Source organism: Herbiconiux ginsengi (assembly GCF_900107435.1).
GTDB classification, from domain to species: domain Bacteria; phylum Actinomycetota; class Actinomycetes; order Actinomycetales; family Microbacteriaceae; genus Herbiconiux; species Herbiconiux ginsengi.
In genome coordinates this window covers 236,332-262,261 of record NZ_FNPZ01000001.1, presented here as the reverse complement: position 1 = coordinate 262,261, position 25,930 = coordinate 236,332, and the positions used below count along the sequence as shown (strand labels likewise).

Below are 25,930 nucleotides of genomic sequence, written 5' to 3'. Positions count from 1 at the left end.
CGACCCCGTCGTCGACAAGCTGCGTGCGCTCTGCGCCGACTACATCCGGGCCAGCTAGCTCTGGCACACCGGGCACCAGTACGTGACCCGCTGCGCCAGCTCGTTCGCGCCCAGCGAGCCCCGCCGGATGCGTGTGCCGCAGCGCCGGCACGGCCTGCCCTCCCGCCCGTAGACCCAGGTCCGTCGCCCCGGACGGAGGTCGCCGGTGGTGGTGCGCTCCACCCGGTCTCGGTTGGCCACGATCAACCGGTGCGCCAAGGCCACCACCCCGGGCAGGTCGCGCACCTCCGCCACCGGCCGCTGCGGGAGCATCCCCCGCAGGAAGCACAGTTCGTTGGCATAGACGTTGCCGAGTCCCGCGAGGTTGCTCTGGTCGAGCAGCGCGACGTCGATCTCGCGATCGCCTTTCGCCGTCAGCCGCCGCACCGCTTCGCCCGGATCCCAGTCCGGTCCCAAGAGGTCGGGCCCGAGGTGGCCCACCACCTCGTCTTCACGTTCCCGCTCGATCACCTCGACCAGACCGAGCTCGAATCCCACCGTCACCCACTCGGTGTTCTCCAGCACGATGCGGGCCTGATAGGCGGGGCGCCGCCAGCGTGCGCCGTGGCGGTAGATGTGCCACGTCCCCTCCATCATCAGGTGGGTGTGGATGCTGTAGTCGCCCACGCGGGTCAGCAGGTGTTTGCCGCGCGAGACCACGCTCTCCACGGTCTCGCCGCCGAGATCGACGGATGCGTACTTCGGCACCCGTACGTCGCTGACCGTGAGCGGGCGCCCGGCCAGCGCCTGGTCGAGGTGCATCGCGGTGCGGAAGACGGTGTCGCCCTCAGGCACGGAGCCTCAGCCCTCGGGGGGTGCCGGTGAACCCGGCCGTCTCGAGGGCGCCCCCGACCGGGGTGCCGACCACGAAGTCGCCGTTCACCCGCTCCACGGCGAGCCGGTCGACCCGCCCTGAGGTCACCGCCTGGGCCACCGATCGCGCTGCGATCTCGAGCACCGCCGGATCGGTGCTGAAGGAGAGCGCCGTCTTCCCGCCACGCTCGAGATAGAGCACGAGCTCGCCGTCGACCAGAGCCACCAATGCCCCTGCCTTGCGCCCGGGCTTGTGACCCTCGACGGGCGGCCAGGACAGGGCGGCGCCGAAGGGGTTGGCCGGATCGGTCGCGGCGAGGGTGAGGGCCTCGGGCGGTCGGTCGCGCCCGCTGTCGCGACCGACCGCATCCGGAGCGAAACCGCGCAACCGGTCGACGGTGCCGCCGGTGGCGAACTGGGCGGCGCCCAGCGTCTCGACGAAGTAGCCGCGTCGGCAGCGCCCGCTCTCCTCGAACTGACTGAGCACGCGGTATGCCAATGCGAAACCGCCCGGGATGCGTTCGTTCACCACCGATCCGCGGGTCACGATGCCGTAGCGGTCGAGCAGGAGCTCGGCGGTGGCGTGGGCACGGAGGGTCGGATCGCCGTTCGGCTCCGGCAGCAGCGACCAGCGCCCGCCCGCGGTCGGCGGACCCACCCGGGTCTGCATCGAGGCGCGGGCGAAGCCGCGGCCGCGATACATCCGGGTGCGGGGCGTGGGACGCTTCGTGCTGTGGCTCGACTTGCCTGAGCCGGTGAGCGTGCGGAGCGGAGCGACCGTGTCGTTCGTGACGTAGCCCGCCCACACGAGATCCCAGATGGCGCTCACGATGGTCGCGTCGTCGACCGCGACCGGACCGGATCGGATGCCCGCCGTCGCGTCGGCCGCCCCGGGATCGTTCGCCTCGGCCAGCACTGCGCCCGCCACCTCGTCGGCGAGCGAGCGGAAGAAGTAGGCGCCGCCCCGCGCGAGGGCCGAGAGGAGCGCTCGGTGCACGGGCGTCTCGTCGAACTCCTCCGGTGTGGTCGATGACATCGGCAATGTGTCGAGGGTGTGGAATGCTACCCAGCCGTCGCTGCCGGGAAGGCTCCCGCGCCCTGACCAGACCACCTCGCCCGATGCCGTCAGCTCGTCGAGCATGGCCGGGCTGTAGTCGCGCACCCGGGCAGGCAGCACGAGGTTCTCCCAGGCCGAAGCGGGCACCGGAACGCCGGCCAGTTGCTCGATCACGGTCAGCACGCCGTCGGCGCCGCGGAGGCTCCCGCCCACGTGCTGCCACGACGGGAGGAACCGCGCGAGGGTCGTGGTGCTGACCGGCTCGACCTCATGCCGCAGCGCGGCGAGCGAACGGCTCCGCAGCCGCCGCAGCACCTCGGCGTCGCACCACTCGGTGCCCCCGGCCTGGCCCACGCGGGCTACGTCGGCCGCCAGCCCGCTCGGCCGGAACTCGCCCTCGATCACGCGCCGGTCGGCGGCGAGCCGGCGGAGCGCATCCGTCACCACCGAGACACCGAGCCCGAAGCGCTCTGCCGCCTCCTGTGCGAGGAACGGCCCGTGGGTTCGCGCGTAGCGGCTCACCAGGTCGAGCACCGGATGCTCGACCGGCGCGATGAAGGCATCCGGCACGCCGAACGGGATCGGCACGCCGAGGGCGTCGCGCAGCCGCCCCGCATCTTCGATCGGCGCCCACCACTGCGTCCCGGCGAACGTCACCCGCAGCGCCCGTCGCGCGCCGAGCAACGCGTCGAGGGCGGCCGGCACGTCGAAATCGAGCGACCGCTCACGCACCTCATCCGTGGTGAGCGGCCCGAGCATCCGGAGCAGGTCGGCGACTCCCTCGAGGTCGCGGGCGCGCCGGTCGGGGGCGAGGCGCTGCAGTTCGCGCTGCGTGTCGTCGATCACGCCGGGGTCGAGCAGTTCGCGCAGCTCGGCGCGCCCGAGCAGCTCGGAGAGCAGACTCGGGTCGAGTGAGAGCGCCGCCGCCCGCCGTTCGGCCAGCGGGCTGTCGCCCTCGTAGACGAAGGAGGCGACGTAGCCGAACAGCAGGGATCTCGCGAACGGCGACGGCTCGCCCGACTCCGTCTCGACCACGCGGATGCGCCGGGCCTCGAGATCGCGCGCGATGCGCAGCAGGGCGGGCAGGTCGTAGACGTCTTGCAGGCACTCGCGCACGGTCTCGAGGATGATCGGGAACGACGGATACTTGCGCGCCACTTCGAGCAACTGCGCCGACCGCTGCCGCTGCTGCCACAGCGGCGACCGCTTGCCCGGGTTCTGCCGGGGGAGCAGCAAGGCGCGGGCGGCGTTCTCGCGGAATCGTGACGCGAACAAGGCCGAGCCGCCGACCTCGTCGGTCACGATCTGCTCGAGCTCCGTGGGATCGAAGAGGAAGAGCTCGGCCGACGGCGGCTCGCTCTCGGTGTCGGGAAGCCGCACCACCACCCCGTCGTCGCTCGCGACGGCGTTCGCGTCGACACCGAGACGTTCCCGGATGCGGGCGTTGACCGCCAACGCCCACGGCGAATGCACCTGCATGCCGAACGGGGAATGCAGGATGACCCGCCAGTCGCCCAATTCGTCGCGGAACCGCTCGACCACGAGCGTCTTGTCGCTCGGCACGTGCCCCGTGGCATCGCGCTGATCGGTCACGAACGCCACGAGGTTCGCGGCAGCCCACGGATCGAGGCCGGCGCTCTCGGCAAGCGCGGTCGCCTCCTCGGGAGTCGCGGATGCGACGGTGCGGGTGAACTCGCCGATCGCGGCCCCCAGCTCGGCCGGCCGCCCCAAACCTTCTCCCCGCCAGAACGGCAGGCGTCCGGGTTGCCCGAAAGCCGGAGTCACCAGCACGCGATCGTGCGTGATCTCCTGGATGCGCCAGCTCGTCGCACCGAGGGCGAAGACGTCGCCGACCCGGGATTCGTAGACCATCTCCTCGTCGAGCTCGCCCACCCGGCGGCCCGGTGCGGCACGCGTGCGCCCCGTCGACGGATCGGCATCCGTCGGTTCACCGCCCACCATGAAGACCCCGAAGAGGCCGCGATCGGGGATCGTGCCGCCACTGGTCACGGCGAGACGCTGGGCGCCGGGCCGGCCGGTGAGCGTGCCGGCGTCGCGGTCCCAGACGAGGCGGGGCCGCAGCCCGGCGAATTCGTCGGAAGGGTAGAGCCCGGCGAGGAGGTCGAGCGTCGCATCGTATGCCGATCGCGGCATGTTGCTGAACGAGGCGCTGCGCCGCACCACGTCGAACCACTCCTCGACGTCGATCGGTTCGAGCGCGCAGGCGGCCACGGTCTGCTGGGCCAGGATGTCGAGCGGATTCGCGGGGATCGCCAGCGTCTCGATGAGTCCTGCGGACATCCGGATCGACACCACGGCCGAGTGCAGCAGATCGGCGCGGTGTTTCGGATACAGCAGACCCTTCGAGATCTCGCCCACCTGATGGCCCGCACGACCCACGCGCTGCAGCCCGCTCGACACGGAGGGCGGCGCCTCGACCTGGATCACGAGATCGACCGCGCCCATGTCGATGCCGAGCTCGAGGCTCGAGGTCGCCACGACGCAGCGCAGTCGCCCGGTCTTCAGGTCGTCTTCGATCAGTGCTCGCTGCTCCTTGCTCACCGAGCCGTGGTGGGCGCGGGCGAGCACCGGCTCGGCGCCGGAGGTCTGGCCGGCCTGCCCCATCAGCTGTGCGGGCGGGCGCGACGAGACGACGGGTGCGCCGGCAGCAGACGCATCCGGCGGGTAACCCTGCTCGCCGCCGTCATCGAACACCCCTTCGGCCTCGGAATCGGTGTCGTCGAACGGGACCGGGATCACGGTGCCCGCCTCCGGCTCCACCCACAGCTGTCGCCCCGCGTAGATCTCGTTCAGCCGGGCGGTCAGCCGCTCGGCCAGACGCCGGGAGTTCGCGAACACGATCGACGACCGGTGCTCCAGGATGCGGTCGACGATGTCTTCCTCGACGTGCGGCCAGATCGATCCCTGCTCGGGAGCGGAGGCTCCGGCCGCGGAGCCTTCGAGCGACGACGTGGCCTCCGACGGCGGGATCTGCGTCATGTCCTCCACCGGAACCACCACGCGCAGGTCGAACTTCTTGGTGGAAGGCGGCGCCACGATGGTCACCGGTCGCCCGCCGGCGAGGAAGCGGGCCACCTCTTCGCGTGGCCGCACCGTCGCCGAGAGCCCGATCCGCTGTGCCGGCTGGGGCAGCAATTGATCGAGCCGGTCGAGGCTCACCGCCAGGTGCGCCCCGCGCTTCGTGGCCGCCACGGCGTGCACCTCGTCGACGATCACCGTGGTGACGGCCGAGAGCGACTCCCGTGCTGCGGAGGTGAGCATGAGGAAGAGCGATTCGGGCGTGGTGATGAGGATGTCGGGCGGGTTCTTCGCGAGGTTGCGGCGTTCGGCCGCCGGGGTGTCGCCCGAGCGCACGCCCACCGTGATCACCGGGGGAGTGGCGCCCATCCGCTTCGCCGTCTGGGTGATGCCGACCAGCGGCGACCGCAGGTTGCGTTCGACGTCGACCGCCAGCGCCTTCAGGGGCGAGACGTAGAGCACCGAGGTCGAGCGGGCTTCGCCCGGTGTGATGGAAGAGGAGAGGCGGTCGATCGCCCACAGGAACGACGCCAGGGTCTTGCCGGAGCCCGTGGGTGCGACGACGAGCGCGTGGTCGCCACCGGACACTGCGTCCCACGCTCCGGCCTGCGCGGCCGTGGGGGTCTGGAAGGCACCGAGGAACCACTCGCGGGTCGCGGGGGAGAACCTGTCGAGCACGTCGCTCATCCCTCAATACTCGCCCATGCCCCCGACATCGGCATCGTCTCTCGCCGTCGGCGTAATCGGGGGCCTGTCGCGCACCCGGGTGCCGGGCGAGCGGGTAAGAATGGACTATGAGCGTTCGCACCCCCGACCCCAACTCCGGCTGGCTGAGCGACAGTGAACTCGCAGAGATCCGGCAGCGCCTTCCGCTGCTCTACGTCGAGGCCGTGCCGGTGCGCGTCGACGGGCTCGGCCAGGTGGTCGAGGTGGGTGTGCTGCTGCGGGTCGGATCGAGCGGAACCATCACGCGCACGCTCGTCTCCGGCCGTGTGATGTACGGCGAGACGCTCCGCGACGCGCTCTTCCGTCACCTCGAGAAAGACCTCGGGCCGATGGCTTTCCCGCAGCTGCCGGCGAGTCCGGTTCCGTTCCAGGTGGCAGAGTACTTCCCGCTCCCGGGTGTCTCGGCCTACTACGACGAGCGTCAGCACGCGGTCTCGCTGGCCTACGTGGTTCCGGTCACCGGCACCTGCGAGCCGCGGCAGGATGCGCTCGAGCTCACCTGGATGACGCCCGAGGAGGCGGCGGCCGAGGCCATCTCGGCCGAGATGGAGGGCGGTCGCGGCAGCCTGCTGCGGTCGGCACTGGCCTCTGTCGGACGTCTGCCCTAGCCTCGGAGACATCCACCGGGGAGGCGATCATCGACGAGCGAGACATCCACTACTTCGCAGATGCCGCTGCCTGGGAGGCGTGGCTCGCCGCGAACTATGACTCCTCCGACGGTGTGCGCCTCGCCATTGCCAAGAAGGGCAGTTCGCACACCACGGTGAGCCATCTCGACGCGCTCGATGTCGCCCTCTGCCACGGCTGGATCGACGCACGCCGCAACGCCTTCGACGACGACTACTTCCTGCAGACGTTCACGCCGAGGCGGTCCAAGAGCCTCTGGTCGCAGATCAACCGGGTGAAGGTCGCCGCGCTGACCGAGGCGGGGCGGATGCGCGACGGCGGCTTCCGCGAGATCGAACGGGCCAAGGCCGACGGCCGGTGGGATGCGGCCTACGCCTCGTCGAAGAACATCGAAGTGCCCGACGACCTCGTCGCCGCCCTCGACGCGAACCCCGAGGCGAAGGCGTTCTTCGCCACCCTCTCGGCTCAGAACCGCTACGCGATCCTCTTCCGCACGGTCAACGCCAAGCGCCCCGAGACGCGGGCCCGCCGCATCGAGGGCTTCGTGGAGCAACTGGCGCGGCACGAGACGGTGTACCCGCAGTCTGCGCCTAAGACCTGAGGGGTACCGCTTCGCCAGTTCCCGGGCTCGCCCGGCCTTCGGCTGGGCGGGCCCTCGTTGCTCGCGCCGCCGCTACTGCGGCGCGAGGCGACATGTTCGGCTGAGGTCGCTGACGCGGCCTCGGCCTCACCCTGGGTCGTCTGAGCGCGGCCTGCGGCTTTCGCCAAGGCTGCCGTCACCCGTTCGCCAAGAACGGTCGGTATCTCGGCTGCGGGTACGGCGTGTCTTGGCGACTCGATTTGACCCAAAGCGCGGGAACGCGATGGCACGCTGCAGGCCGCGCTCGACGACCCAGGGCGAGCGCGCGGCCGCTTGCGACCGCTCGCGAACATGTCGCGCGGCGCCGGACAGGGACCGGCGCTGCCCGAGGAGGCCGCGCGCAGCACGGCCCCCGAGGCAGCTAGCGCGAGCGGCGACGGCCGCCGTTGCTGCCCGCCGAGAACGACGCGGCCGAGGAGCGGGGGCGGTCGGAACCGGCCGCAGCCGAACCGGATCCGCCCTGGCCGCCACGGCGTCCGCCGCTCTCGCCGGAGCCCGATGCCGGGCGATCGGTCGAGGTGCTGTAGAAGGAGCGGCTGCCGCCGGCGGCACCGCCGCCGTTGCCGCCGCGACCGCGGCCGCCCGACGAACCCGCGCCCTGACCGGAGCGCGAACCCGCGCCCTGGCCCTGGCCTTCACCGTCGCGGCGCGCGCGCTTGCGCTGAGCGTTGGCGCCCTGCGAGCCGCCGCCGTTGGCACCGCCATTGCCCCGCCCGGAGGCGCCCTGCCCACCACGACGCGGCTGACCGGATGCCGGCAGCTGGTTCGTGGTGCGCGGAGCCGGCTTCACATACGCGGCGACCTCGCCGACGAGGGCGTTGACCGACGCCGAGTCGGCCGAGACGGCCTCAGGCGTGACGGTGATGGCAGCCTTGCGGAGCAGATCCTTCACGTCCTTGCGCTGAGCCGGGAGCATGATCGTCACGACGTCGCCGGCCGAGCCGGCACGAGCGGTACGGCCCGAGCGGTGCAGGTACGCCTTGTGCTCCGCCGGCGGGTCGACGTGGATGACGAGCTCGATGTCGTCGACGTGCACACCGCGGGCCGCGACATCCGTCGCCACGAGCACGCGCACGGTGCCGGCCGAGAACGCCGCCAGGTTGCGGTCTCGGGCCACCTGCGAGAGGTTGCCGTGCAGGTCGACCGAGGGGATGCCGGCATCCGTCAGCTGCTTCGCGAGCTTCTTGGCATGGTGCTTGGTGCGCATGAAGAGGATGCGGCGCCCGGTTCCGGAGGCCAGCTTCTCGACGAGAACGCGCTTCGACTCGACCGACTCGGTCTCGAACACGTGGTGCGTCATCGCGGCGACGGGGGAGTTGGCCTCGTCGACCGAGTGCAGCACCTCGTTGTGGAGGAACTTGCGCACGAGCTTGTCCACGCCGTTGTCGAGGGTGGCGGAGAAGAGCAGTCGCTGACCCGACTGCGGGGTCTTGTCGAGGATGCGGGTGACGACCGGCAGGAAGCCGAGGTCGGCCATGTGGTCGGCCTCGTCGAGCACGGTGATCTCCACCGCGTCGAGCGACACGAAGCCCTGCTTCATGAGGTCTTCGAGGCGCCCGGGGCAGGCCACGACGATGTCGACGCCGGCCTTCAGCGCGGTGACCTGACGGCCCTGCGAGACGCCGCCGAAGATGGTGGTGGTGGTCATGTTGTAGACCTTGGCGAGCGGCGCGAGCACCGCGTCGATCTGGGTGGCGAGTTCACGGGTCGGCGCGAGGATGAGACCGACGGGGTGGCCGGGGTGGCGCTTGCCGCCGGCGAGCTGGCCGGCCAGACGGGCGACCATCGGGATGGAGAAGGCCAGGGTCTTGCCGGAGCCGGTCTTGCCGCGGCCGAGCACGTCGCGGCCGTTGAGAGTGTCGGGGAGGGTGTCGACCTGGATCGGGAACGGCTCCACGATGCCGCTCGCGGTGAGCGAGGCGACGAGGGGAGCGGGCACGCCGAGCGTGCTGAAGGATGAGGGGGTGTTGGACAACGTGGTGCCTTTCAGGCATCAGTCCGGTGCGCACAGCTGGAAAGAAGGCTCACTCGGATGTTTGGCGAACGCACCGACGGTGCATCCGTTCGCCGCAAGAAGTATCTGCAAATGACCCGCCCCGACGACAGCGATGCTGTGACGACGGTTCCTGGATCAGAGTGAAGAGGGAGCGTTCTTTCGACGCACGGGACTCTCTGTCGAGCCCACGAGTACCTCCAGCCTAGTGCACGTCTCCCGGGTAGCTCTCACCGACGGGTATTTCCACAGGCACGCGGTTGCCCGGCTGGGCAAGGGGGCAGGCCCAGGCGGGGTCGTAGGCGCACGAGGGGTTGTAGGCGAAGTTGAAGTCGAGCACGAGCGTCGAGCTGCTGCCCACGCCGAGCACCACGTTCTGGTCGAGACTCGCCCCCTTGATCGTGTCGACGAGGTAGCGACCGCCGCCGTAGGTCCCGTTCGGCTTGCCGGCCAGCGCATCCTTCACCGGGATGAAGAGGCCGCCGCCGTAGGAGGTGAGTCGCCAGACGTCGAGGGTGCCGACGCCCTCGATGCGCGCGATGCCGAGCAGGTCGAAGGGCACGACGCCGTCGGTGCCCGTCTCGAAGTCGAAGTGGCGGGGGCGCGGGTCGTCGTCGGCGACCTCGTCGATCTCCACCTCGAAGCTCCACGCCGGGTCGTAGGGTGCGATGGGCAGGCCGCCGAAGCCCTCGAGATCCTCAGGCAGCAGTGGGGAGGCCGGATGCAGGCGGAACAGGTCGTCGCGCGCCTCGCGCCAGAATTCGTGGGCTTCCACGGCATCCGCTCCGCGCAGGCGCCGCACCTCTTCGTAGATGCTGAACACGCGTCGACGCCAGTCGGCCGTCTCGAGTGCGGTCGTGGCCCGTGCGTTCATGTCTTGTCCTTCACAATCGTCTCCTCCGGCACGGGTTCGGATGCGTCATCCGGTGCGGGGAAGTCATAGGCCCAGGTGGGCGCCAGCGCCCGGAGCTTGCGCCCGCGCCACTGCCAGAACGCCCAGAGGCTGTACCAGGCGACCGGCGTGAGTAGGCCGGCGCCCACGATCAGCTGGTCGCGGTAGAGCGTCTTCCCGGTGTCGGCCGGATCGGGGGCGATCGCCATCCTGTGGTCCCAGAGCCGGATCGCGCTCACCGCTCCCGTCACACCCTGACCCGAGTCGTGCAGGATGCGCACGTCGCCCCGCTGCGCGGATTCGAAGGTCAGCCGGATGATCTGCTTACCCATCGGGATGACGCCTCCGCCGCGCATGACGACCGGATGCTGACCCGGCTCCCACACGGTCGGGAACCCGTCGGCGGCGAGCGATTCGATCTCCACGAGCGGACTCGACACCTCGCGGAACACAGCAGGGCTGCGGATCGCGCGCCACGCCGCATCGGGATCGCAGTCGAGGATCAACTTCAGCAGCACGCGCACCACTCCAGTCTCTCCCGCCCGGTTCGCCGGGCCAAGCTCCTGACTCGTAAAATCGACGGATGCACAGCCTCCCCGATGCCGCTGCCTCCGTGCCCGTCTTGTCGCAGTCCCGCTATCAGGTGCGATTGCACGTCGGGGTGCGGACATCCGATCCGGTCGCCGTCGCCGCGCTCGTCGCCGACGCGCACGTGGTCGTGGTCGCGGACGCGCTTCGGGAGGGGGAGGGTGATACGAACCTCCTCACGGAAGGTCGTGACGTTCTCCTCCTCGCGGGCGATTTCCGCATGCGCACGGCCGTGGCCCGTGCTGTGCTCGACGAGCAGACGCGACGGGGAGATCGCGCGATGGTGGCGATCGTCACCCCCGCGCGTGCCGACGGACAGTTCGCGGTCGAGGACTTCCTGCTCGCGGGCGCGATCGTCGATGCCCTCGCGACCCTCGGAATCGACTACTCCTCGCCCGAGGCCGCTGCTGCCTGTGCCGCGTTCACGGGTCTGCGTGGCGCTGTCGGCCATCTCGTCTCGGCCTCGGCGGCCGGCCAGGAGTGGATCGGGCGGGGCCTCGCCGCCGACGTCACCGCGGTGACCGCGATCGACAGCTCGGATCGGATCGACAGCATCCGGACCGCCGACAGGGCGTAGCGTTGTGGTGACATTGGAGGTCACCATATGAAGGCAGTCCTGGGCGGCACCGTCATCGCCGAAGCACCCAAAGAAGACCTGATCGCGATCGAGGGGAACTGGTATTTCCCGCCGTCGAGCGTGAACGCGGAGCTCCTCGAGAAGAGCCCGACTCCGTACACCTGCCCGTGGAAGGGCGAGTGCCAGTACTTCAACGTGAAAGACGGCGACGCGTCGCTGCAGGATCGGGCGTGGAGCTATCCGCAGCCCTATCCCACCGCGTTCGACCGTGTCGGCAAGGACTTCAGCAACTACGTGGCCTTCTGGAAAGAAGTCCAGGTCACCGACTGACCTCAGAAGTCGAGTAACAACTACTCACGCTTCATCTGAGAAATCCTCGAATATCGTGGGGGAAGCCGCCTGACGTGCGAGCTTTCACGCGATCCGAGGAGTTAGTCGTTGTCTCTGCCATCCGCAGTCCCCACAGCCTCCTCACCGCGAGCGCGCCGTCGACACCGCATCGTCACCGCCATGGCCGCGGGGGTCGCACTGATCGCCTCGGCGGTGGCGGTGGCGCTGGCGTCCGTCGCCGCTCCGGCTCAGGCGGTCGAACCCTGGCCGGCTCCGGGAAGCTACGCGCTGTGGCATGAGGTTCCGACCGCGTCGGGCGATGAGCCAGTCCTCCTGCTCGTCGACGACCTGAACCGCGCCTGGTATTCCGAGTGGGCCACGAATCGTCTCGTGCGCTACGACCCGGCGACCGGAACCGAGGCGGGTTTCACGCTCGGGCCCGCACCGCGATACCCGCTCGACGCCGTTCTGACTTCCGACGGAACTCTCTGGTTCGCCGATCTGGGTTCCGCATCGATCGGCCGGCTCGATCCATCGACGGGGGACGTGGACTTCTTCCCTCTGGCCGGCCTGTCACATACGGCCTACGGGCTCACCGTGGGCGCCGATGGGAGAGTCTGGTTCAGCGATCCCCTCGAGGAGAGCCTCGGAAATATCGATTCCGCGGGAACCATTAGGTATATGCCCGTTCCTTTACCAGGCATCGTGTTGTCGATGACGGCTGCGTCCGACGGCGCTCTCTGGTTCGTGGTCGACGGTACGTCGCTGGTCGGTCGCCTCGACCCGATCGCCCGAACGTATGACACGGTCGACACGGGCCACGCTGGTCTCACCGACCTTACGGTCGCCCGAGACGGAGCGCTCTGGCTGGGTGCCAACGACGCCATCCTTCACGTCGGACTCGACTTCTCCGTCGCGGAGCTCCCCCTCGATCCAGGAACCGGCGCGACTGTTCGACCTCACCACCTCGCGGCGGGCGAATTCGCCCAGCTCTACTTCATCGATGCGGATCGCGGCATCGGCAGGGTCGATCTGACCGGAACGGTCACCTATCAGCGTCCCTTCGCAGCAACCTCGCCAACCCGGCTGGCGGTCGCTCCGAACGGCTCCGTCTGGTACTCCGACCAGTCCCGCCACTCCCTCGTCTGGAGCTGATCCACCCGACGACCAGCCGCCCCGGAGAACGAACCGACTGACCGGGGCTCAGGCGGAGCGCTGGGCGCGTGCGGCCCGCTGCACCGAGCGGCGGGCCGCCGCCACGTCGCGACGCGTCCAGGTGATCAGGTGCGCCGAGCTGAAGCCGCGAGCGCAGAGGCTGCACGAGAGCCGAGCCGCTGGCCGCCGGTGCCGATAGAACTCGTGCCCGGCCGGGCAACGCCCCACCCAGGGCGCCAGCTCATCGGCCCGCGTTCCGTCGTGCAGCCGCGACCCCTCGTATCCGATCTCCCGCGCGATCGCCACCCAGCGCGGCCCGTGAGCCGCAGACGACCCGGCCAACGCGTGCGCCACCTCGTGCAGCAGGATCTGGTGGATCTCGTCGTCCTCGTATCGCGCCGCGAGATACCGCGACACCGTGATCCGGTGCGCCGTGTAGTTGCACTGCCCGGCCCGCGTCTTGGCGTTGTCGAAGCCGAACGACCACACCCGCGCATCCAGATGCAGAGCGATCAGGGCGTTCGCCCAGGTCGTCACGCGCGTGAGATCAGCCACCGGGAGAGCCTAGGCCGTCAGGAACGATTCGGTCACGGCAACGGCCACGAGTGAGCTCTCCAGCTGGTCGATGGATGCTCCGAGCCGCTCCATCAGGAACACGGCCGCCTTGAAGTCCACGAGCGCCGGCTCGAACTCCTTCATCTCGAAGTGCACCTTGCCCCGGCTGAGCGTGGCGGTGGCCTCGAGCGAACCCCACTCGTGCGTCTGCGCCTCCTCGACGCAGAGCGAGAGCTCCTGCAGCGCCGCCGCGTACTTACCCTGGTACTGCTGCACCTGAGCGCGACGGATGCGCGCTCCCAGCGCCTGCTCCCGGTCGCCCGAGAAGCGCGCCTGACGCACGGCCTCGTTCGCGACGACGAACGCCTCGTCGAGCTGCCCGCTGAGGCGGAGCAGCACGACCTTCTCGTTCAGCGCGGAGAGACTCCGGAGCTTGCCGAGTTCCTCGAGCCGCTCGTTCACGGCGTCGAGATCGACCTTCTCGCGAAGGGTGGTCATGTCGTAACCGGTGATGATGCTCAGTTCGTGCTCCAGGTGCTGTGTCGGGGTTCGGGTCCCGTCGCGTCAAGGGTACTTGCCGCGCCTCGATCGAGGGTCGCGACTCACCCCGCAGGCACCAGATTCACTTGGTACAGCACGTCGTCGCCCGGCCGCGGCGAACCGCGCCCATCGGTGTTGTTCGTGAGCAGATACACCGTCGAGCCGGGGCCGCGCACCACGTCGCGCACCCGCCCGAGCTGCCCGCCGCCGTACCATTCGGCCGCGGTGCCGTCGAAGCCGATCGTCCAGAGCCGTTCGCCGCCGAGTGCGGCCATGAAGATCGTGTCGCCCACCACTGCGATCCCGGAGGGCGAGGCGTCATCCGTGGGCCACTGCACGATCGGATCGACGAACGCGGGGTCGCCGGCGAGCCCCTCCACGACCGGCCAGCCGTAGTTCGAGCCCGGAGTGATGCGGTTGATCTCGTCCCAGGTGTCCTGCCCGAATTCCGCGGCCCACATGGTGCCGTCGGCGGCCCAGGCGATGCCCTGCGGGTTGCGGTGCCCGAGCGTCCAGACGGGAGAACCTGGAAAGGGATTGTCGGCGGGCACGGCCCCGGTCGGCGTCACCCGCAGGATCTTGCCCCCGAGCGAGTCGAGCGTCTGCGCGTTCGACCCGTTGCTCGCGTCGCCCGCGGTGACGTAGAGCATGCCGTCGGGCCCGAACGCGATCCGCCCGCCGTTGTGGTTCGAGGCCTTCGGCAACCCGGTCAGCACGTCCGACGGCGCGCCCAGCGTGTGCGCCCCCGCCGACCCGGCCAGCGGCATCCGCACGACTCGGTTGTCGGTGTCGGAGGTGAAGTAGGCGTACAGATAGCTGCCGGATGCGTCCTCCGGCGCCGCGAGGCCCAGCAGTCCGCCTTCTCCCGCGGCCGCCACTCCGGGAACGGTGGTCACCGGCACGGCCGCGCCGCCCACGATCTCGACGATCACTCCCGTGTCGCGCTCGCTGACCAGGAGCGATCCGTCGGCCAGCCGTGCGATCGACCACGGTGCCGGCAGGTTCGACGTGATCGGCACCGGATCGCCCGACGGCACCAGCGGCCCGAGGTCTTCGACCGGCGAGGCGGTCGGTGTCGGGGTAGGCGTCGGCGTAGCGGATGCCGCAGATGAAGCCGCGGGGGAGACCGACGTGCTCGGTGACGGAGCCGGCGCGCCGCTGCAGCCCGTCAGCAGAAGGGCGGAGGCGGCGACACACGCGCCGATGACGGTCCGCATCCTCATCATCGTCTCGCCCTCCCGCGACGTCATGCCATCACGTCGCTCTAGGTCGCCTTCTTCCGGTCTACCTGGAAAATGCTCCGAGCGGGAGCCGGAGACGGCGTCGAGGTCTGATCGGTCGACACGGGTGCCCCAGCGATGAAGTTGCGCAACTCCCGCCCGGCGACGACCTTCGCCGGCACCGGATCGCCCGCCACCAGCCGCGGCAGCCCGTCGAACGGCAGGGGAGCCGCTGACGCGAACGCCACCACGTTCCCGAACCTCCGCGCCTTCAGCATCTGCGGATCGACCACAAGGGCCACCGACTCGAACACGTGCGAGAGCGTGGCGGCCTGGCTCCGCGCGAAGGCCAGGCCCGCACCGTCGGCGACGTTCACGGCCACGATCCCGGTGGGGGAGAGGATGTCCGCCACGGCCTGGTAGAACTCCGCACTCGTCACGTGCGCCGGCGTGCGTGCCCCCGCGAACACGTCGACCACGACGACGTCGACGCTGCCCCGCAGGCCGGGTGGGAACTTCGAGAGCACCTCCCGCGCGTCTCCGTGCCGCACCCGGATGCTCGCCGACCGTGGCAACGGAAGGTGCTCCCGGACGAAGGAGACCAGCGAGCTGTCGATCTCCACCACCTGCTGGCGGGAGCCCGGGCGGGTGCCCTCGACGTAGCGCGGCAGCGTGAACGCCCCGCCGCCCAGATGCACGGCCGTGACGGGTGAGCCGGGAGGCGCGACGAGATCGATGCCGTGCCCGATCCGGCGCACGTATTCGAAGGAGAGGTAGGTGGGGTCATCGACGTCGACGTGTGATTGCGGAGTGCCGTCGACGATCAGAACCTGCGATCCCGGCCGGAAACGATCCTCTTCGATCGTGGCAAGAAGCCCGTCCTGGAGCCGAACCGAGGGATGCGAGGGAGGGGGAGAGCCGGTGTGCTTCACGCGGTTATACCTGAGAAATCCGAACTGGTCAAGATATCGACTGGACAGGCGTGTCCGAATCACCTATAGTGGTTCTTTGCGCTCCCAGAAAACCCATGCCTTCATATTGTGGTCGGCAGCCGCGCGGACAGGTTCCACACCATACCGTGCAGCAACACTCTAGAACCATATTGCGGGTTCAGACCATGTCTGCGGAGTTCTCGACACAACATCGACCGTCAGTAACACTAGGCCCGACGGGGCCCACGGAGGTTATTTCCTTGGCTGCTGCGCGCAACGCAACCACCAATTCACCCAAGAACGGTCGGGCCGCTTCACGGCTCTCGTTCGCCAAGATCACCGACACGCTGACCGTTCCCGATCTGCTCGCTCTGCAGACCGAGAGCTTCGACTGGCTGGTCGGAAACGACGTGTGGAAGGCACGCGTCGCGGAAGCCAAGGCGGCTGGTCGTCAAGACCTGCCGAGCCACTCCGGTCTCGATGAGATCTTCGAGGAGATCTCTCCGATCGAAGACCTCGGCGAGACCATGCAGCTCAGCTTCACCAGCCCGTTCCTCGAGCCGGAGAAGTACACCATCGACGAGTGCAAGGAGCGCGGCAAGACCTACGCGGCTCCCCTCTACGTCGAGGCCGAGTTCATGAACCACCAGACCGGTGAGATCAAGACCCAGACGGTCTTCATGGGCGACTTCCCGCTCATGACCGAGAAGGGCACGTTCATCATCAACGGCACCGAGCGTGTCGTCGTGTCGCAGCTGGTCCGTTCCCCCGGCGTGTACTTCGAGCGCACCCCCGAGAAGACCTCCGACAAGGACATCTACTCGGCGCGCATCATCCCGAGCCGCGGTGCCTGGCTCGAGTTCGAGATCGACAAGCGCGACCAGGTCGGCGTGCGCATCGACCGCAAGCGCAAGCAGTCGGTGACCGTCTTCCTCAAGGCCCTCGGCCTCACGAGCGAAGAGATCCTCGAGGAGTTCAAGGGCTACGCCTCGATCGAGGCCACCCTCGAGAAGGACTCCATCCTCACCAAGGAAGAGGCTCTGAAGGACATCTACCGCAAGCTCCGTCCGGGCGAGCAGGTCGCTGCCGAGGCCGCGCGTGCGCTCCTCGACAACTTCTACTTCAACCCCAAGCGCTACGACCTGGCGAAGGTGGGTCGCTACAAGATCAACCGCAAGCTCGGTATCGACGCCCCGCTGAGTGACTCGGTTCTCACGAACCAGGACATCATCGCGACGATCAAGTACCTGGTGGCCCTGCACGACAACCAGACCACGCTGAACGGCGTGCGCGACGGCAAGCCGGTCGAGATCCGTCTCGACGTCGACGACATCGACCACTTCGGCAACCGCCGCATCCGCGCTGTCGGCGAGCTCATCCAGAACCAGGTCCGCACGGGCCTGTCCCGCATGGAGCGCGTCGTCCGCGAGCGCATGACCACGCAGGACATCGAGGCCATCACCCCGCAGACCCTGATCAACGTGCGCCCCGTCGTCGCCGCGATCAAGGAGTTCTTCGGAACGAGCCAGCTGTCGCAGTTCATGGACCAGAACAACCCCCTCGCCGGTCTGACGCACAAGCGTCGTCTCTCGGCGCTGGGCCCGGGTGGTCTGAGCCGTGAGCGTGCCGGCGTCGAGGTGCGAGACGTTCACCCGTCGCACTACGGCCGCATGTGCCCGATCGAGACCCCGGAAGGCCCGAACATCGGCCTGATCGGTTCGCTCGCCTCGTTCGCGCGGATCAACTCCTTCGGTTTCATCGAGACCCCGTACCGTCGCGTCGTCGACGGCGTGGTCACGGCGAACATCGACTACCTGACCGCGTCGGAGGAAGACGAGTACATCGTCGCCCAGGCCAACGCGCCGCTGACGGCCGACGCCAAGTTCGCCGAGCCCCGCGTGCTCGCCCGCAAGAAGGGCGGAGAGGTCGACCTCTTCCCGCACGAGGACATCGGCTACATGGATGTCTCGCCGCGCCAGATGGTGTCGGTCGCGACCTCGCTCATCCCGTTCCTCGAGCACGACGACGCGAACCGCGCCCTCATGGGTGCGAACATGCAGCGTCAGGCCGTGCCGCTGCTCCGTTCGGAGTCGCCGCTGGTCGGAACCGGTATGGAAGGCTTCGCCGCCATCGACGCCGGAGACGTGGTCACCGCGAACAACGCCGGTGTGGTGCAGGAGGTCTCCGCCGACTCCGTCACCGTGCTGCTCGACGACGCCGGAACCGAGACCTACTACCTGCGCAAGTTCGATCGCTCCAACCAGGGCACGTCGTACAACAACCGCGTGATCGTCGCCGAAGGCGAGCGGATCGAAGCGGGTCAGGTCATCGCGGATGGCCCGGCAACCGAGAACGGTGAGCTGGCGCTCGGCAAGAACCTCCTCGTGGCGTTCATGCCGTGGGAGGGTCACAACTTCGAAGACGCGATCATCCTCAGCCAGAACCTGGTGAAGGATGACGTGCTCTCCTCGATCCACATCGAGGAATACGAAGTGGATGCCCGCGACACCAAGCTCGGCAAGGAGGAGATCACCCGTGACCTCCCCAACGTGAGCCCGGAGCTGCTGGCCGACCTCGACGAGCGCGGAATCATCCGCATCGGCGCCGAGGTCCGTCCCGGCGACATCCTGGTGGGCAAGGTCACGCCGAAGGGTGAGACCGAGCTCTCCGCCGAGGAGCGTCTGCTGCGCGCCATCTTCAACGAGAAGTCCCGCGAGGTTCGCGACACGAGCCTCAAGGTGCCTCACGGTGAAGAGGGAACGATCATCGCCGTCAAGGAGTTCTCGGCCGAGAACGACGACGAGCTCGGCTCGGGCGTCAACCAGCGCGTCGTGGTCTACATCGCCCAGAAGCGCAAGATCACCGCGGGTGACAAGCTCGCCGGCCGCCACGGCAACAAGGGTGTCATCTCGAAGATCCTCCCCGTCGAAGACATGCCCTTCCTCGCCGACGGAACTCCGGTCGACATCGTGCTGAACCCGATGGGTATCCCGGGCCGCATGAACTTCGGTCAGGTGCTCGAGACCCACCTCGGGTGGATCGCGAAGCAGGGCTGGGAGGTCGACGGCAAGCCGAAGTGGGCCGCGAACCTGCCCGAGCAGGCGCGTTCCGCTGCTCCCGGCACGAAGGTCGCCACCCCGGTGTTCGACGGTGCCTCCGAGGAGGAGATCGCAGGTCTGCTCGACTCCACCACGCTCACGCGTGACGGCGAGCGACTGATCGGTTCCTCCGGTAAGACGCAGCTCTTCGACGGCCGCTCCGGCGAGCCGTACCCGGAGCCCGTCTCGGTCGGCTACATGTACATCCTGAAGCTGCACCACCTGGTCGACGACAAGATCCACGCCCGTTCGACCGGACCGTACTCGATGATCACGCAGCAGCCGCTGGGTGGTAAGGCGCAGTTCGGTGGACAGCGATTCGGTGAGATGGAGGTGTGGGCGCTCGAGGCTTATGGCGCGGCGTACGCACTGCAGGAGCTCCTGACCATCAAGTCCGACGACATCCTGGGCCGCGTCAAGGTCTACGAGGCGATCGTCAAGGGCGAGAACATCCAGGAGCCCGGCATCCCGGAGTCCTTCAAGGTGCTCATCAAGGAGATGCAGTCGCTCTGCCTGAACGTCGAGGTGCTCTCGGCAGACGGCACCGCGGTCAGCCTGCGCGACACGGACGACGAGGTCTTCCGTGCCGCCGAAGAGCTCGGCATCAACATCTCCAGCCGCTTCGAGTCGTCGTCCATCGACGACATCTGAGCCGGCAACCACTAGAAGACTTTTTCCAGGAGAGAAGGAAAATTGCTCGACGTAACAACTTTTGATGAGCTGCGGATCGGCCTCGCAACGGCCGACGACATCCGCAAGTGGTCGCACGGTGAGGTCAAGAAGCCCGAGACCATCAACTACCGCACGCTGAAGCCCGAGAAGGACGGCCTCTTCGGAGAGCAGATCTTCGGGCCGAGCCGTGACTGGGAATGTTCCTGCGGCAAGTACAAGCGAGTGCGCTTCAAGGGCATCGTCTGCGAGCGCTGCGGCGTGGAGGTCACCAAGAGCTCCGTGCGTCGTGAGCGCATGGGCCACATCGAGCTCGCCGCTCCGGTCACCCACATCTGGTACTTCAAGGGCGTTCCCTCGCGCTTGGGCTACCTGCTCGACATGGCGCCGAAAGACCTCGAGAAGGTCATCTACTTCGCCGCGTACATGATCATCTCGGTCGACGAAGACGGCCGCCACGCCGACATGCCGGGCCTCGAGAACGAGCTGCGGCTCGAGATCAAGACCCTGTCCGACCAGCGTGACGCCCGCATCGCGGACCGTCTGGCACGCCTCGAGACCGACCTCGCCGAGCTCGAGAACGAGGGCGCCAAGGCCGATCAGAAGCGCCGCACGAAGGATGGCGCCGAGAAGGAGATGGCGCAGGCCCGCAAGGCCTACGACGACCAGATCTCCCAGCTCGAGCGTGTGTGGGAAGACTTCCGCAACCTCAAGGTGGGTGAGCTCAAGCCGGAAGACGCGATCTTCCACGAGCTCCAGGACCGCTACGGGATGTACTTCGAGGCCTACATGGGCGCCGAGGCCATCAAGAAGCGCCTCGAGGCCTTCGACCTCGTCACCGAGGGCGAGAACCTGCGTCTGCAGATCTCGGAGGGCAAGGGTCAGAAGAAGATCCGCGCCATCAAGCGTCTGCGCGTGGTCTCGTCGTTCCTCGCGACCGGCAACTCGCCGGCCGCCATGGTGCTCGACGTGGTGCCGGTCATCCCGCCGGAGCTGCGCCCGATGGTGCAGCTCGACGGTGGCCGCTTCGCGACCTCCGACCTCAACGACCTCTACCGTCGTGTGATCAACCGCAACAACCGTCTGCGTCGTCTGCTCGACCTCGGGGCTCCCGAGATCATCGTCAACAACGAGAAGCGGATGCTGCAGGAGGCCGTCGACGCACTGTTCGACAACGGCCGCCGTGGTCGCCCCGTCACCGGTACCGGCAACCGCGCCCTGAAGTCCCTGAGCGACATGCTCAAGGGAAAGCAGGGTCGTTTCCGCCAGAACCTGCTGGGCAAGCGCGTGGACTACTCGGGTCGTTCGGTCATCATCGTCGGTCCGCAGCTGAAGCTGCACCAGTGCGGTCTGCCCAAGCAGATGGCCCTGGAGCTGTTCAAGCCGTTCGTGATCAAGCGCCTGATCGACCTGAGCCACGCTCAGAACATCAAGGCCGCGAAGCGCATGGTGGAGCGCAGCCGTCCGCAGGTGTGGGACGTGCTCGAGGAGATCATCCGCGAGCGCCCCGTGCTGCTGAACCGCGCACCGACGCTGCACCGTCTCGGCATCCAGGCCTTCGAGCCTCAGCTCGTCGAGGGCAAGGCGATCCAGCTGCACCCGCTCGTGTGTGCCGCGTTCAACGCGGACTTCGACGGTGACCAGATGGCCGTCCACCTGCCGCTGTCGGTCGAGGCCCAGGCCGAGGCCCGCATCCTGATGCTCGCGTCGAACAACATCCTGAAGCCGTCGGATGGCCGCCCGGTCACCCTGCCGACCCAGGACATGATCATCGGTCTGCACCACCTCACCACCATCAAGGAAGGCGCCGTCGGAGAAGGCCGTGCGTTCTCGTCGATCGCCGAGGCGATCCTCGCGTTCGACCAGAAGACGCTCGACCTCAACGCGAACGTCCGCATCCGCCTGAACGACGTGCACTTCCACGAGGAAGAGCGCCCCGAGGGCTACGTCGACGGACCCGTTCTGGTCGACATCTCGCTCGGTCGCGCCCTCTTCAACGAGGCGCTCCCGGCCGACTACCCGCTCACCCGGGCCGTCGCCGACAAGGGGATGCTCTCCGGGATCGTCAACGATCTCGCCGAGCGCTACCCCAAGGTGGAGGTCGCCGCATCGCTCGACCGCATCAAAGACGCCGGTTTCTACTGGGCCACCCGCTCGGGTGTCACGGTGGCGCTCTCCGACATCCTCACGCCGCCGAACAAGCGGGAGATCGTGGCGGGCTACGAGAAGCAGGCCGCCAAGGTGCAGGGCCAGTTCGAGAAGGGTCTCACGACCGACCTCGAGCGGCGCCAGGAGCTCATCCAGATCTGGACCAAGGCCACCGAAGAGGTCGCGCAGGCCATGCGCGACAACTTCCCGAAGGACAACACCATCAACCGCATGGTGTCCTCCGGTGCTCGTGGTAACTGGCTGCAGATCCGCAACATCGCCGGTATGCGTGGACTCGTGAACAACCCGAAGGGTGAGATCATCCCTCGCCCGATCATCTCCTCGTACCGCGAGGGATTGTCGGTGGCGGAGTACTTCATCGCGACGCACGGTGCCCGTAAGGGTCTGGCCGACACGGCCCTCCGTACGGCCGACTCGGGCTACCTCACGCGCCGTCTCGTCGACGTGTCGCAGGACGTCATCATCCGCGAGCCCGACTGTGGCACCTCGAGGGGTCTCGACCTCCCGATCGCCATCGAAGAGGCTCCGGGTGTCTGGGTGCGCGACGCCAACGTCGAGAACTCGGTCTACGCCCGCTCGCTCGCCGCTGACGCGGTGAACGAGAAGGGCGAGGTCGTGGCCGAGGCCGGAAGCGACGTCGGAGACGTGCTCATCGACAAGCTGGTCGCCGCGGGCGTGCGCAACATCAAGGTGCGCTCCGTGCTGACCTGCGAGTCGGCCGTCGGTGTCTGCGCGACCTGCTACGGCCGGTCGCTGGCCACCGGAAACCTCGTCGACATCGGAGAGGCCGTCGGCATCATCGCGGCCCAGTCGATCGGCGAGCCCGGCACCCAGCTCACCATGCGTACCTTCCACACCGGTGGATCGGCTTCGGCCGACGACATCACGCAGGGTCTGCCCCGCGTGCAGGAGCTCTTCGAGGCCCGCACCCCCAAGGGTGCGTCGCCCATCGTCGAGGCCGCCGGTCGCGTCATCATCGAGGACACGGAGCGCAGCCGCAAGGTCATCCTCACGCCCGACAACGGTGACGAGCCGATCGCCTACCCGGTGCTGAAGCGTGCCACCCTCCTCGTCGAGGACGGGCAGCACGTGGAGCTCGGCCAGCAGATCATCGTCGGCGCCGTCGACCCGAAGGAAGTCCTTCGCGTCAAGGGCGTGCGCGAGGTGCAGAAGCACCTCGTGGGCGGTGTGCAGGGCGTCTACCGGTCGCAGGGTGTGCCGATCCACGACAAGCACATCGAGGTCATCGTGCGCCAGATGCTGCGCAAGGTCACCGTCGTCGAGCACGGCGACACCGACCTGCTCCCCGGTGAGCTCGTCGACCGGTCGCGCTACACCGAGGTGAACCGCGCCGCTCTCGCCGAGGGCAAGAAGCCCGCATCGGCTCGCCAGGAGGTCATGGGTATCACCAAGGCGTCCCTCGCGACCGAGTCGTGGCTGTCGGCCGCGTCGTTCCAGGAGACCACGCGTGTTCTCACGCAGGCCGCCATGGAGGGCAAGTCCGACCCGCTGGTGGGCCTGAAGGAGAACGTGATCATCGGAAAGCTGATCCCGGCCGGAACCGGTCTCCAGAAGTACCGCAACGTCACCGTCGAGGCGACCGAAGAGGCCAAGGCCGAGCGCTACCCGAACCGCATCTTCACGGATGACTCGGTGTTCTCGGAGGCCGACCTCTCGTTCGTCGACTTCGACTCGTTCTCGAGCGACGACTACACCCCTGGTACCTACAACTAACAAGTAGGCAACCCCGTCGAAGGGCCTCTCACCGCAGGGTGAGGGGCCCTTTGCCGTTGGAAGGGAACGAGACGGAAAGCCGCGGGCCGCGCTCGACGACCCAGGGTGAGGCCGAGGCCGCGTCAGCGACCTCAGCCGAACACGTCGCCTCGCGCCGCAGGAGCGGCGGCGCGAGCAGTGAGCGACGCGCCACCCGCAGGGCGGCGCATCGCGGGAAGGCATTGGTATCTTTGGCCGCATGAGCAGCGACGATCGTCAGGAAGACCGGCCGGAATTCCCCAAGCACGACCCCGAGGGCGAGGCCACGGCGGCCCCCGCCACGCCTCCGCTGCCCGATCTCCCGGCCTGGCAGCCCCCCGCGGGCGCCGAGACCGCGACGGATGCGCCGGAAGAGCCCGTGGAGGTCACCGAGCGGGTCGAGGTGGTCGACGTGATCGAGACCGAGAGCGCCACCCGCGAGCCGTTGGGCGGGCCGTACGTCGTCGCCGATCACGCTCCGGTCGCCGAGCAGGCCACCGCGGCCTACGAGCGTCAGCCGACCGGTGGGCCGGTCGTGACGTCGTCGGAGCCCACGCCTGCTCTCACCGAGTCAGAGCAGACCCGTACGCCCTATCCGGCGGCCGCCTTCGCGCCCGCACCTCCGGCTGCGGCGGCCATGGCCGGTGCCGCCTACCCGCCGCCCTATCAGCCCGTTCCCCAGCCCATCATGGCTCCGGTGCCGCCGACGCCCCGCGGCAACCGCGGTGGAGGATCCCTCATCGCACTCGTCGGAACGGTCGCGTTCGCCGTGGTCTACGCCGCCGTCGCCTTCGTCGTCATCTCGGCGAACGTGCAGCCCGACGCCTACGTCTCCGCGTTCTCGTCGTTCCTCACCAGCGCTGCCTTCATCGTGCCGATCGTGGTCTTCGCGATCTCGCTCATCCTGATCGTGCTCATCGTCAACCGCGCCGGCTGGTGGGCTTACGTGTTGGGCGGCTTCCTGGTGGCAGTGCTGGTCTACTTCGGGGGCATCGCGGGTGCTCTCATCCACGTCAACGCCTGGAACCTGCAGCCGCAGGAGCAGTACGACTTCGTGCGCTCGCTCGTCATGGACCCGCTCCCCCTGGCCGGCGCCATCGTGGCGCGCGAGGCCTCGATCTGGGCCGGAGCCTGGATCGCGCTGCGTGGCCGCAAGGTCAAGGCGCGCAACCTCGCCGCCCGCGAGGAGTTCGACCGCCAGCAGGCCGAGGCGAGCGCCGCGGCCACAGCCGCCTACGGCTCTGCGCCGGGAGCCGCCTACGGCACTACGCCGGGAGGCGGCTACGGCGACGCCTCGACTACCAGCCCGACCTGGTAACATCGCTGAGTCCGCGTTGCCGATCGCCCCTCGCCTGAACGAATGACCACCAGGGGGCGGTATTTGACCCGAGAGGGTTGAGAGGCTATTATTTTCCGGGTGTGTGCATACTTGCATGCCCAGATTTTCGAGCGAAGCCAGACCGAAAAGTCTCCACCGCTCTTCCAGCCAGCGATACCAGAGCCATTTTGTACCGCCGGTGGATCCAAGCGAACTCGACACGCCAGCAATGGCGCGTGCGGGGCGTGAACGAACGGGTAGCGGATGTCCGTGCCCGACAGACACTGTGCAAACTGACACCGAGCAGTACGAATACAAGGAGTAAGTAGTGCCAACCATTCAGCAGTTGGTCCGAAAGGGTCGCACCCCGAAGGTCACCAAGACCAAGGCGCCCGCCCTCAAGGCCAACCCCCAGCAGCGCGGCGTGTGCACCCGTGTGTACACCACCACCCCCAAGAAGCCGAACTCCGCGCTTCGCAAGGTCGCCCGCGTCAAGCTGTCGAACGGCACCGAGGTCACCGCTTACATCCCCGGTGAGGGTCACAACCTGCAGGAGCACTCGATGGTGCTCGTCCGCGGCGGTCGTGTGAAGGACCTCCCCGGTGTTCGCTACAAGATCATCCGCGGCGCGCTCGACACGCAGGCCGTGAAGAACCGCAAGCAGGCTCGCAGCCGTTACGGCGCGAAGATGGAGAAGAAGTAATGCCTCGCAAGGGTCCCGCCCCGAAGCGTCCCGTTGTCGCCGACCCGGTCTACGGTGCTCCGGTCGTCAGCCAGCTGGTCAACAAGATCCTCCTCGACGGCAAGAAGGCCACCGCGGAGCGCATCGTCTACGAAGCTCTCGAAGGCGTCGCCTCCAAGAACGGCCAGGATGCGGTCGTCACCTTGAAGAAGGCTCTCGACAACGTGCGCCCGACTCTCGAGGTCCGCAGCCGCCGCGTCGGTGGTTCGACCTACCAGGTGCCGATCGAGGTCAAGCCTCACCGCGCCAACACCCTCGCACTGCGCTGGCTCACCTCCTACGCGAAGGCCCGCCGCGAGAAGACGATGACCGAGCGTCTCACCAACGAGATCCTCGACGCGTCGAACGGTCTGGGCGCCGCTGTCAAGCGTCGCGAAGACACCCACAAGATGGCCGAGTCGAACAAGGCATTCGCCCACTACCGCTGGTAGTCGCTCGCCCTCTTTCCCGCTTTTACTT

The 25,930-nt window shown here is 68.3% G+C and carries 19 protein-coding genes; 10 read left to right on the top strand and 9 right to left on the bottom strand.

The window, feature by feature from the left end:
* Window positions 1–54: 54 nt before the first annotated feature.
* A complete protein-coding gene (locus tag BLW00_RS01260) occupies window positions 55–834 on the bottom strand; it encodes a DNA-formamidopyrimidine glycosylase family protein (RefSeq protein ID WP_092548050.1) in 780 nt (259 codons plus the stop codon).
* Complete coding sequence (locus tag BLW00_RS01255) at window positions 827–5,635, bottom strand: Lhr family ATP-dependent helicase (protein WP_092548047.1); 4,809 nt, start codon at window positions 5,633–5,635, stop codon at window positions 827–829. The genes BLW00_RS01260 and BLW00_RS01255 overlap by 8 nt, the downstream gene beginning before the upstream one ends.
* 107 nt (window positions 5,636–5,742) lie before the next feature.
* Here BLW00_RS01255 and BLW00_RS01250 point away from each other — a divergent pair, with 107 nt between their 5' ends.
* Window positions 5,743–6,282, top strand: a complete 540-nt coding sequence (locus tag BLW00_RS01250) for an NUDIX hydrolase family protein (protein ID WP_092548044.1) — start codon at window positions 5,743–5,745, stop codon at window positions 6,280–6,282.
* A 113-nt stretch (window positions 6,283–6,395) separates the two neighbouring features.
* On the top strand, window positions 6,396–6,902 hold the full coding sequence (locus tag BLW00_RS01245; protein ID WP_245741176.1) for a YdeI/OmpD-associated family protein: 507 nt from the start codon (window positions 6,396–6,398) through the stop codon (window positions 6,900–6,902).
* Between the two features lie 400 nt (window positions 6,903–7,302).
* Here the strand turns inward: BLW00_RS01245 and BLW00_RS01240 are convergent, their stop codons facing one another.
* The 3 genes from BLW00_RS01240 to BLW00_RS01230 all read right to left on the bottom strand — a co-directional run bounded on the left by BLW00_RS01240 (window position 7,303) and on the right by BLW00_RS01230 (window position 10,350).
* A complete protein-coding gene (locus BLW00_RS01240; protein WP_092548038.1) occupies window positions 7,303–8,916 on the bottom strand; it encodes a DEAD/DEAH box helicase in 1,614 nt (537 codons plus the stop codon).
* Window positions 8,917–9,139: 223 nt separating this feature from the next.
* On the bottom strand, window positions 9,140–9,808 hold the full coding sequence (locus tag BLW00_RS01235) for a DUF1684 domain-containing protein (RefSeq protein ID WP_092548035.1): 669 nt from the start codon (window positions 9,806–9,808) through the stop codon (window positions 9,140–9,142).
* Window positions 9,805–10,350, bottom strand: coding sequence for a hypothetical protein (locus tag BLW00_RS01230; protein ID WP_092551771.1), 546 nt, complete (start codon window positions 10,348–10,350; stop codon window positions 9,805–9,807). Before BLW00_RS01230 ends, BLW00_RS01235 begins: the two co-directional genes overlap by 4 nt.
* Window positions 10,351–10,409: 59 nt before the next feature.
* On the opposite strand from BLW00_RS01230, the gene BLW00_RS01225 reads away from it, so the two are divergent.
* The 3 genes from BLW00_RS01225 (at window position 10,410) to BLW00_RS01215 (ending at window position 12,476) form a co-directional block, all read left to right on the top strand.
* Complete coding sequence (locus tag BLW00_RS01225) at window positions 10,410–10,991, top strand: 2-phosphosulfolactate phosphatase (RefSeq protein WP_092548032.1); 582 nt, start codon at window positions 10,410–10,412, stop codon at window positions 10,989–10,991.
* A gap of 27 nt (window positions 10,992–11,018) precedes the next feature.
* Entirely contained in the window at window positions 11,019–11,321 is a 303-nt protein-coding gene (locus tag BLW00_RS01220; RefSeq protein ID WP_092548029.1) for a DUF427 domain-containing protein, read from the top strand.
* A gap of 180 nt (window positions 11,322–11,501) precedes the next feature.
* Complete coding sequence (locus BLW00_RS01215) at window positions 11,502–12,476, top strand: virginiamycin B lyase family protein (protein WP_092548026.1); 975 nt, start codon at window positions 11,502–11,504, stop codon at window positions 12,474–12,476.
* A gap of 48 nt (window positions 12,477–12,524) precedes the next feature.
* Here the strand turns inward: BLW00_RS01215 and BLW00_RS01210 are convergent, their stop codons facing one another.
* From BLW00_RS01210 to BLW00_RS01195, 4 genes are all read right to left on the bottom strand, one after another.
* The gene (locus BLW00_RS01210; protein ID WP_092548023.1) at window positions 12,525–13,031 is read right to left on the bottom strand and encodes a SprT-like domain-containing protein; all 507 of its coding nucleotides are present in this window, start codon (window positions 13,029–13,031) and stop codon (window positions 12,525–12,527) included.
* Between the two features lie 9 nt (window positions 13,032–13,040).
* A complete protein-coding gene (locus tag BLW00_RS01205; RefSeq protein WP_175494074.1) occupies window positions 13,041–13,529 on the bottom strand; it encodes a hypothetical protein in 489 nt (162 codons plus the stop codon).
* A 104-nt stretch (window positions 13,530–13,633) separates the two neighbouring features.
* Window positions 13,634–14,788, bottom strand: a complete 1,155-nt coding sequence (locus tag BLW00_RS01200) for a PQQ-dependent sugar dehydrogenase (RefSeq protein ID WP_322788323.1) — start codon at window positions 14,786–14,788, stop codon at window positions 13,634–13,636.
* 47 nt (window positions 14,789–14,835) lie between these two features.
* Window positions 14,836–15,723: a spermidine synthase gene (locus BLW00_RS01195; RefSeq protein WP_092548020.1), complete on the bottom strand. Its 888-nt coding sequence runs from the start codon at window positions 15,721–15,723 to the stop codon at window positions 14,836–14,838.
* A 260-nt stretch (window positions 15,724–15,983) separates the two neighbouring features.
* Here BLW00_RS01195 and rpoB point away from each other — a divergent pair, with 260 nt between their 5' ends.
* The 5 genes from rpoB to rpsG all read left to right on the top strand — a co-directional run bounded on the left by rpoB (window position 15,984) and on the right by rpsG (window position 25,902).
* Entirely contained in the window at window positions 15,984–19,472 is a 3,489-nt protein-coding gene (rpoB, locus tag BLW00_RS01190; protein WP_092548017.1) for a DNA-directed RNA polymerase subunit beta, read from the top strand.
* A gap of 42 nt (window positions 19,473–19,514) precedes the next feature.
* A complete protein-coding gene (locus BLW00_RS01185) occupies window positions 19,515–23,393 on the top strand; it encodes a DNA-directed RNA polymerase subunit beta' (protein ID WP_092548014.1) in 3,879 nt (1,292 codons plus the stop codon).
* A 238-nt stretch (window positions 23,394–23,631) separates the two neighbouring features.
* The gene (locus tag BLW00_RS23240) at window positions 23,632–24,729 is read left to right on the top strand and encodes a hypothetical protein (protein ID WP_092548011.1); all 1,098 of its coding nucleotides are present in this window, start codon (window positions 23,632–23,634) and stop codon (window positions 24,727–24,729) included.
* Window positions 24,730–25,057: 328 nt separating this feature from the next.
* Window positions 25,058–25,432, top strand: coding sequence for a 30S ribosomal protein S12 (gene rpsL / locus BLW00_RS01175; protein WP_056734914.1), 375 nt, complete (start codon window positions 25,058–25,060; stop codon window positions 25,430–25,432).
* The gene (rpsG, locus tag BLW00_RS01170; RefSeq protein WP_092548007.1) at window positions 25,432–25,902 is read left to right on the top strand and encodes a 30S ribosomal protein S7; all 471 of its coding nucleotides are present in this window, start codon (window positions 25,432–25,434) and stop codon (window positions 25,900–25,902) included. Before rpsL ends, rpsG begins: the two co-directional genes overlap by 1 nt.
* Window positions 25,903–25,930 lie beyond the last annotated feature (28 nt).

Excerpts from the sequence above, each read along its gene's own strand:
- BLW00_RS01255 (WP_092548047.1), bottom strand. The coding sequence starts at position 5,635 with ATGAGCGACGTGCTCGACAGGTTCTCCCCCGCGACCCGCGAGTGGTTC.
- BLW00_RS01250 (WP_092548044.1), top strand. The coding sequence starts at position 5,743 with ATGAGCGTTCGCACCCCCGACCCCAACTCCGGCTGGCTGAGCGACAGT.
- BLW00_RS01235 (WP_092548035.1), bottom strand. The coding sequence starts at position 9,808 with ATGAACGCACGGGCCACGACCGCACTCGAGACGGCCGACTGGCGTCGA.
- BLW00_RS01225 (WP_092548032.1), top strand. The coding sequence starts at position 10,410 with ATGCACAGCCTCCCCGATGCCGCTGCCTCCGTGCCCGTCTTGTCGCAG.
- BLW00_RS01220 (WP_092548029.1), top strand. The coding sequence starts at position 11,019 with ATGAAGGCAGTCCTGGGCGGCACCGTCATCGCCGAAGCACCCAAAGAA.
- BLW00_RS01215 (WP_092548026.1), top strand. The coding sequence starts at position 11,502 with ATGGCCGCGGGGGTCGCACTGATCGCCTCGGCGGTGGCGGTGGCGCTG.
- BLW00_RS01205 (WP_175494074.1), bottom strand. The coding sequence starts at position 13,529 with ATGACCACCCTTCGCGAGAAGGTCGATCTCGACGCCGTGAACGAGCGG.
- BLW00_RS01200 (WP_322788323.1), bottom strand. The coding sequence starts at position 14,788 with ATGCGGACCGTCATCGGCGCGTGTGTCGCCGCCTCCGCCCTTCTGCTG.
- BLW00_RS23240 (WP_092548011.1), top strand. The coding sequence starts at position 23,632 with ATGAGCAGCGACGATCGTCAGGAAGACCGGCCGGAATTCCCCAAGCAC.
- rpsG (WP_092548007.1), top strand. The coding sequence starts at position 25,432 with ATGCCTCGCAAGGGTCCCGCCCCGAAGCGTCCCGTTGTCGCCGACCCG.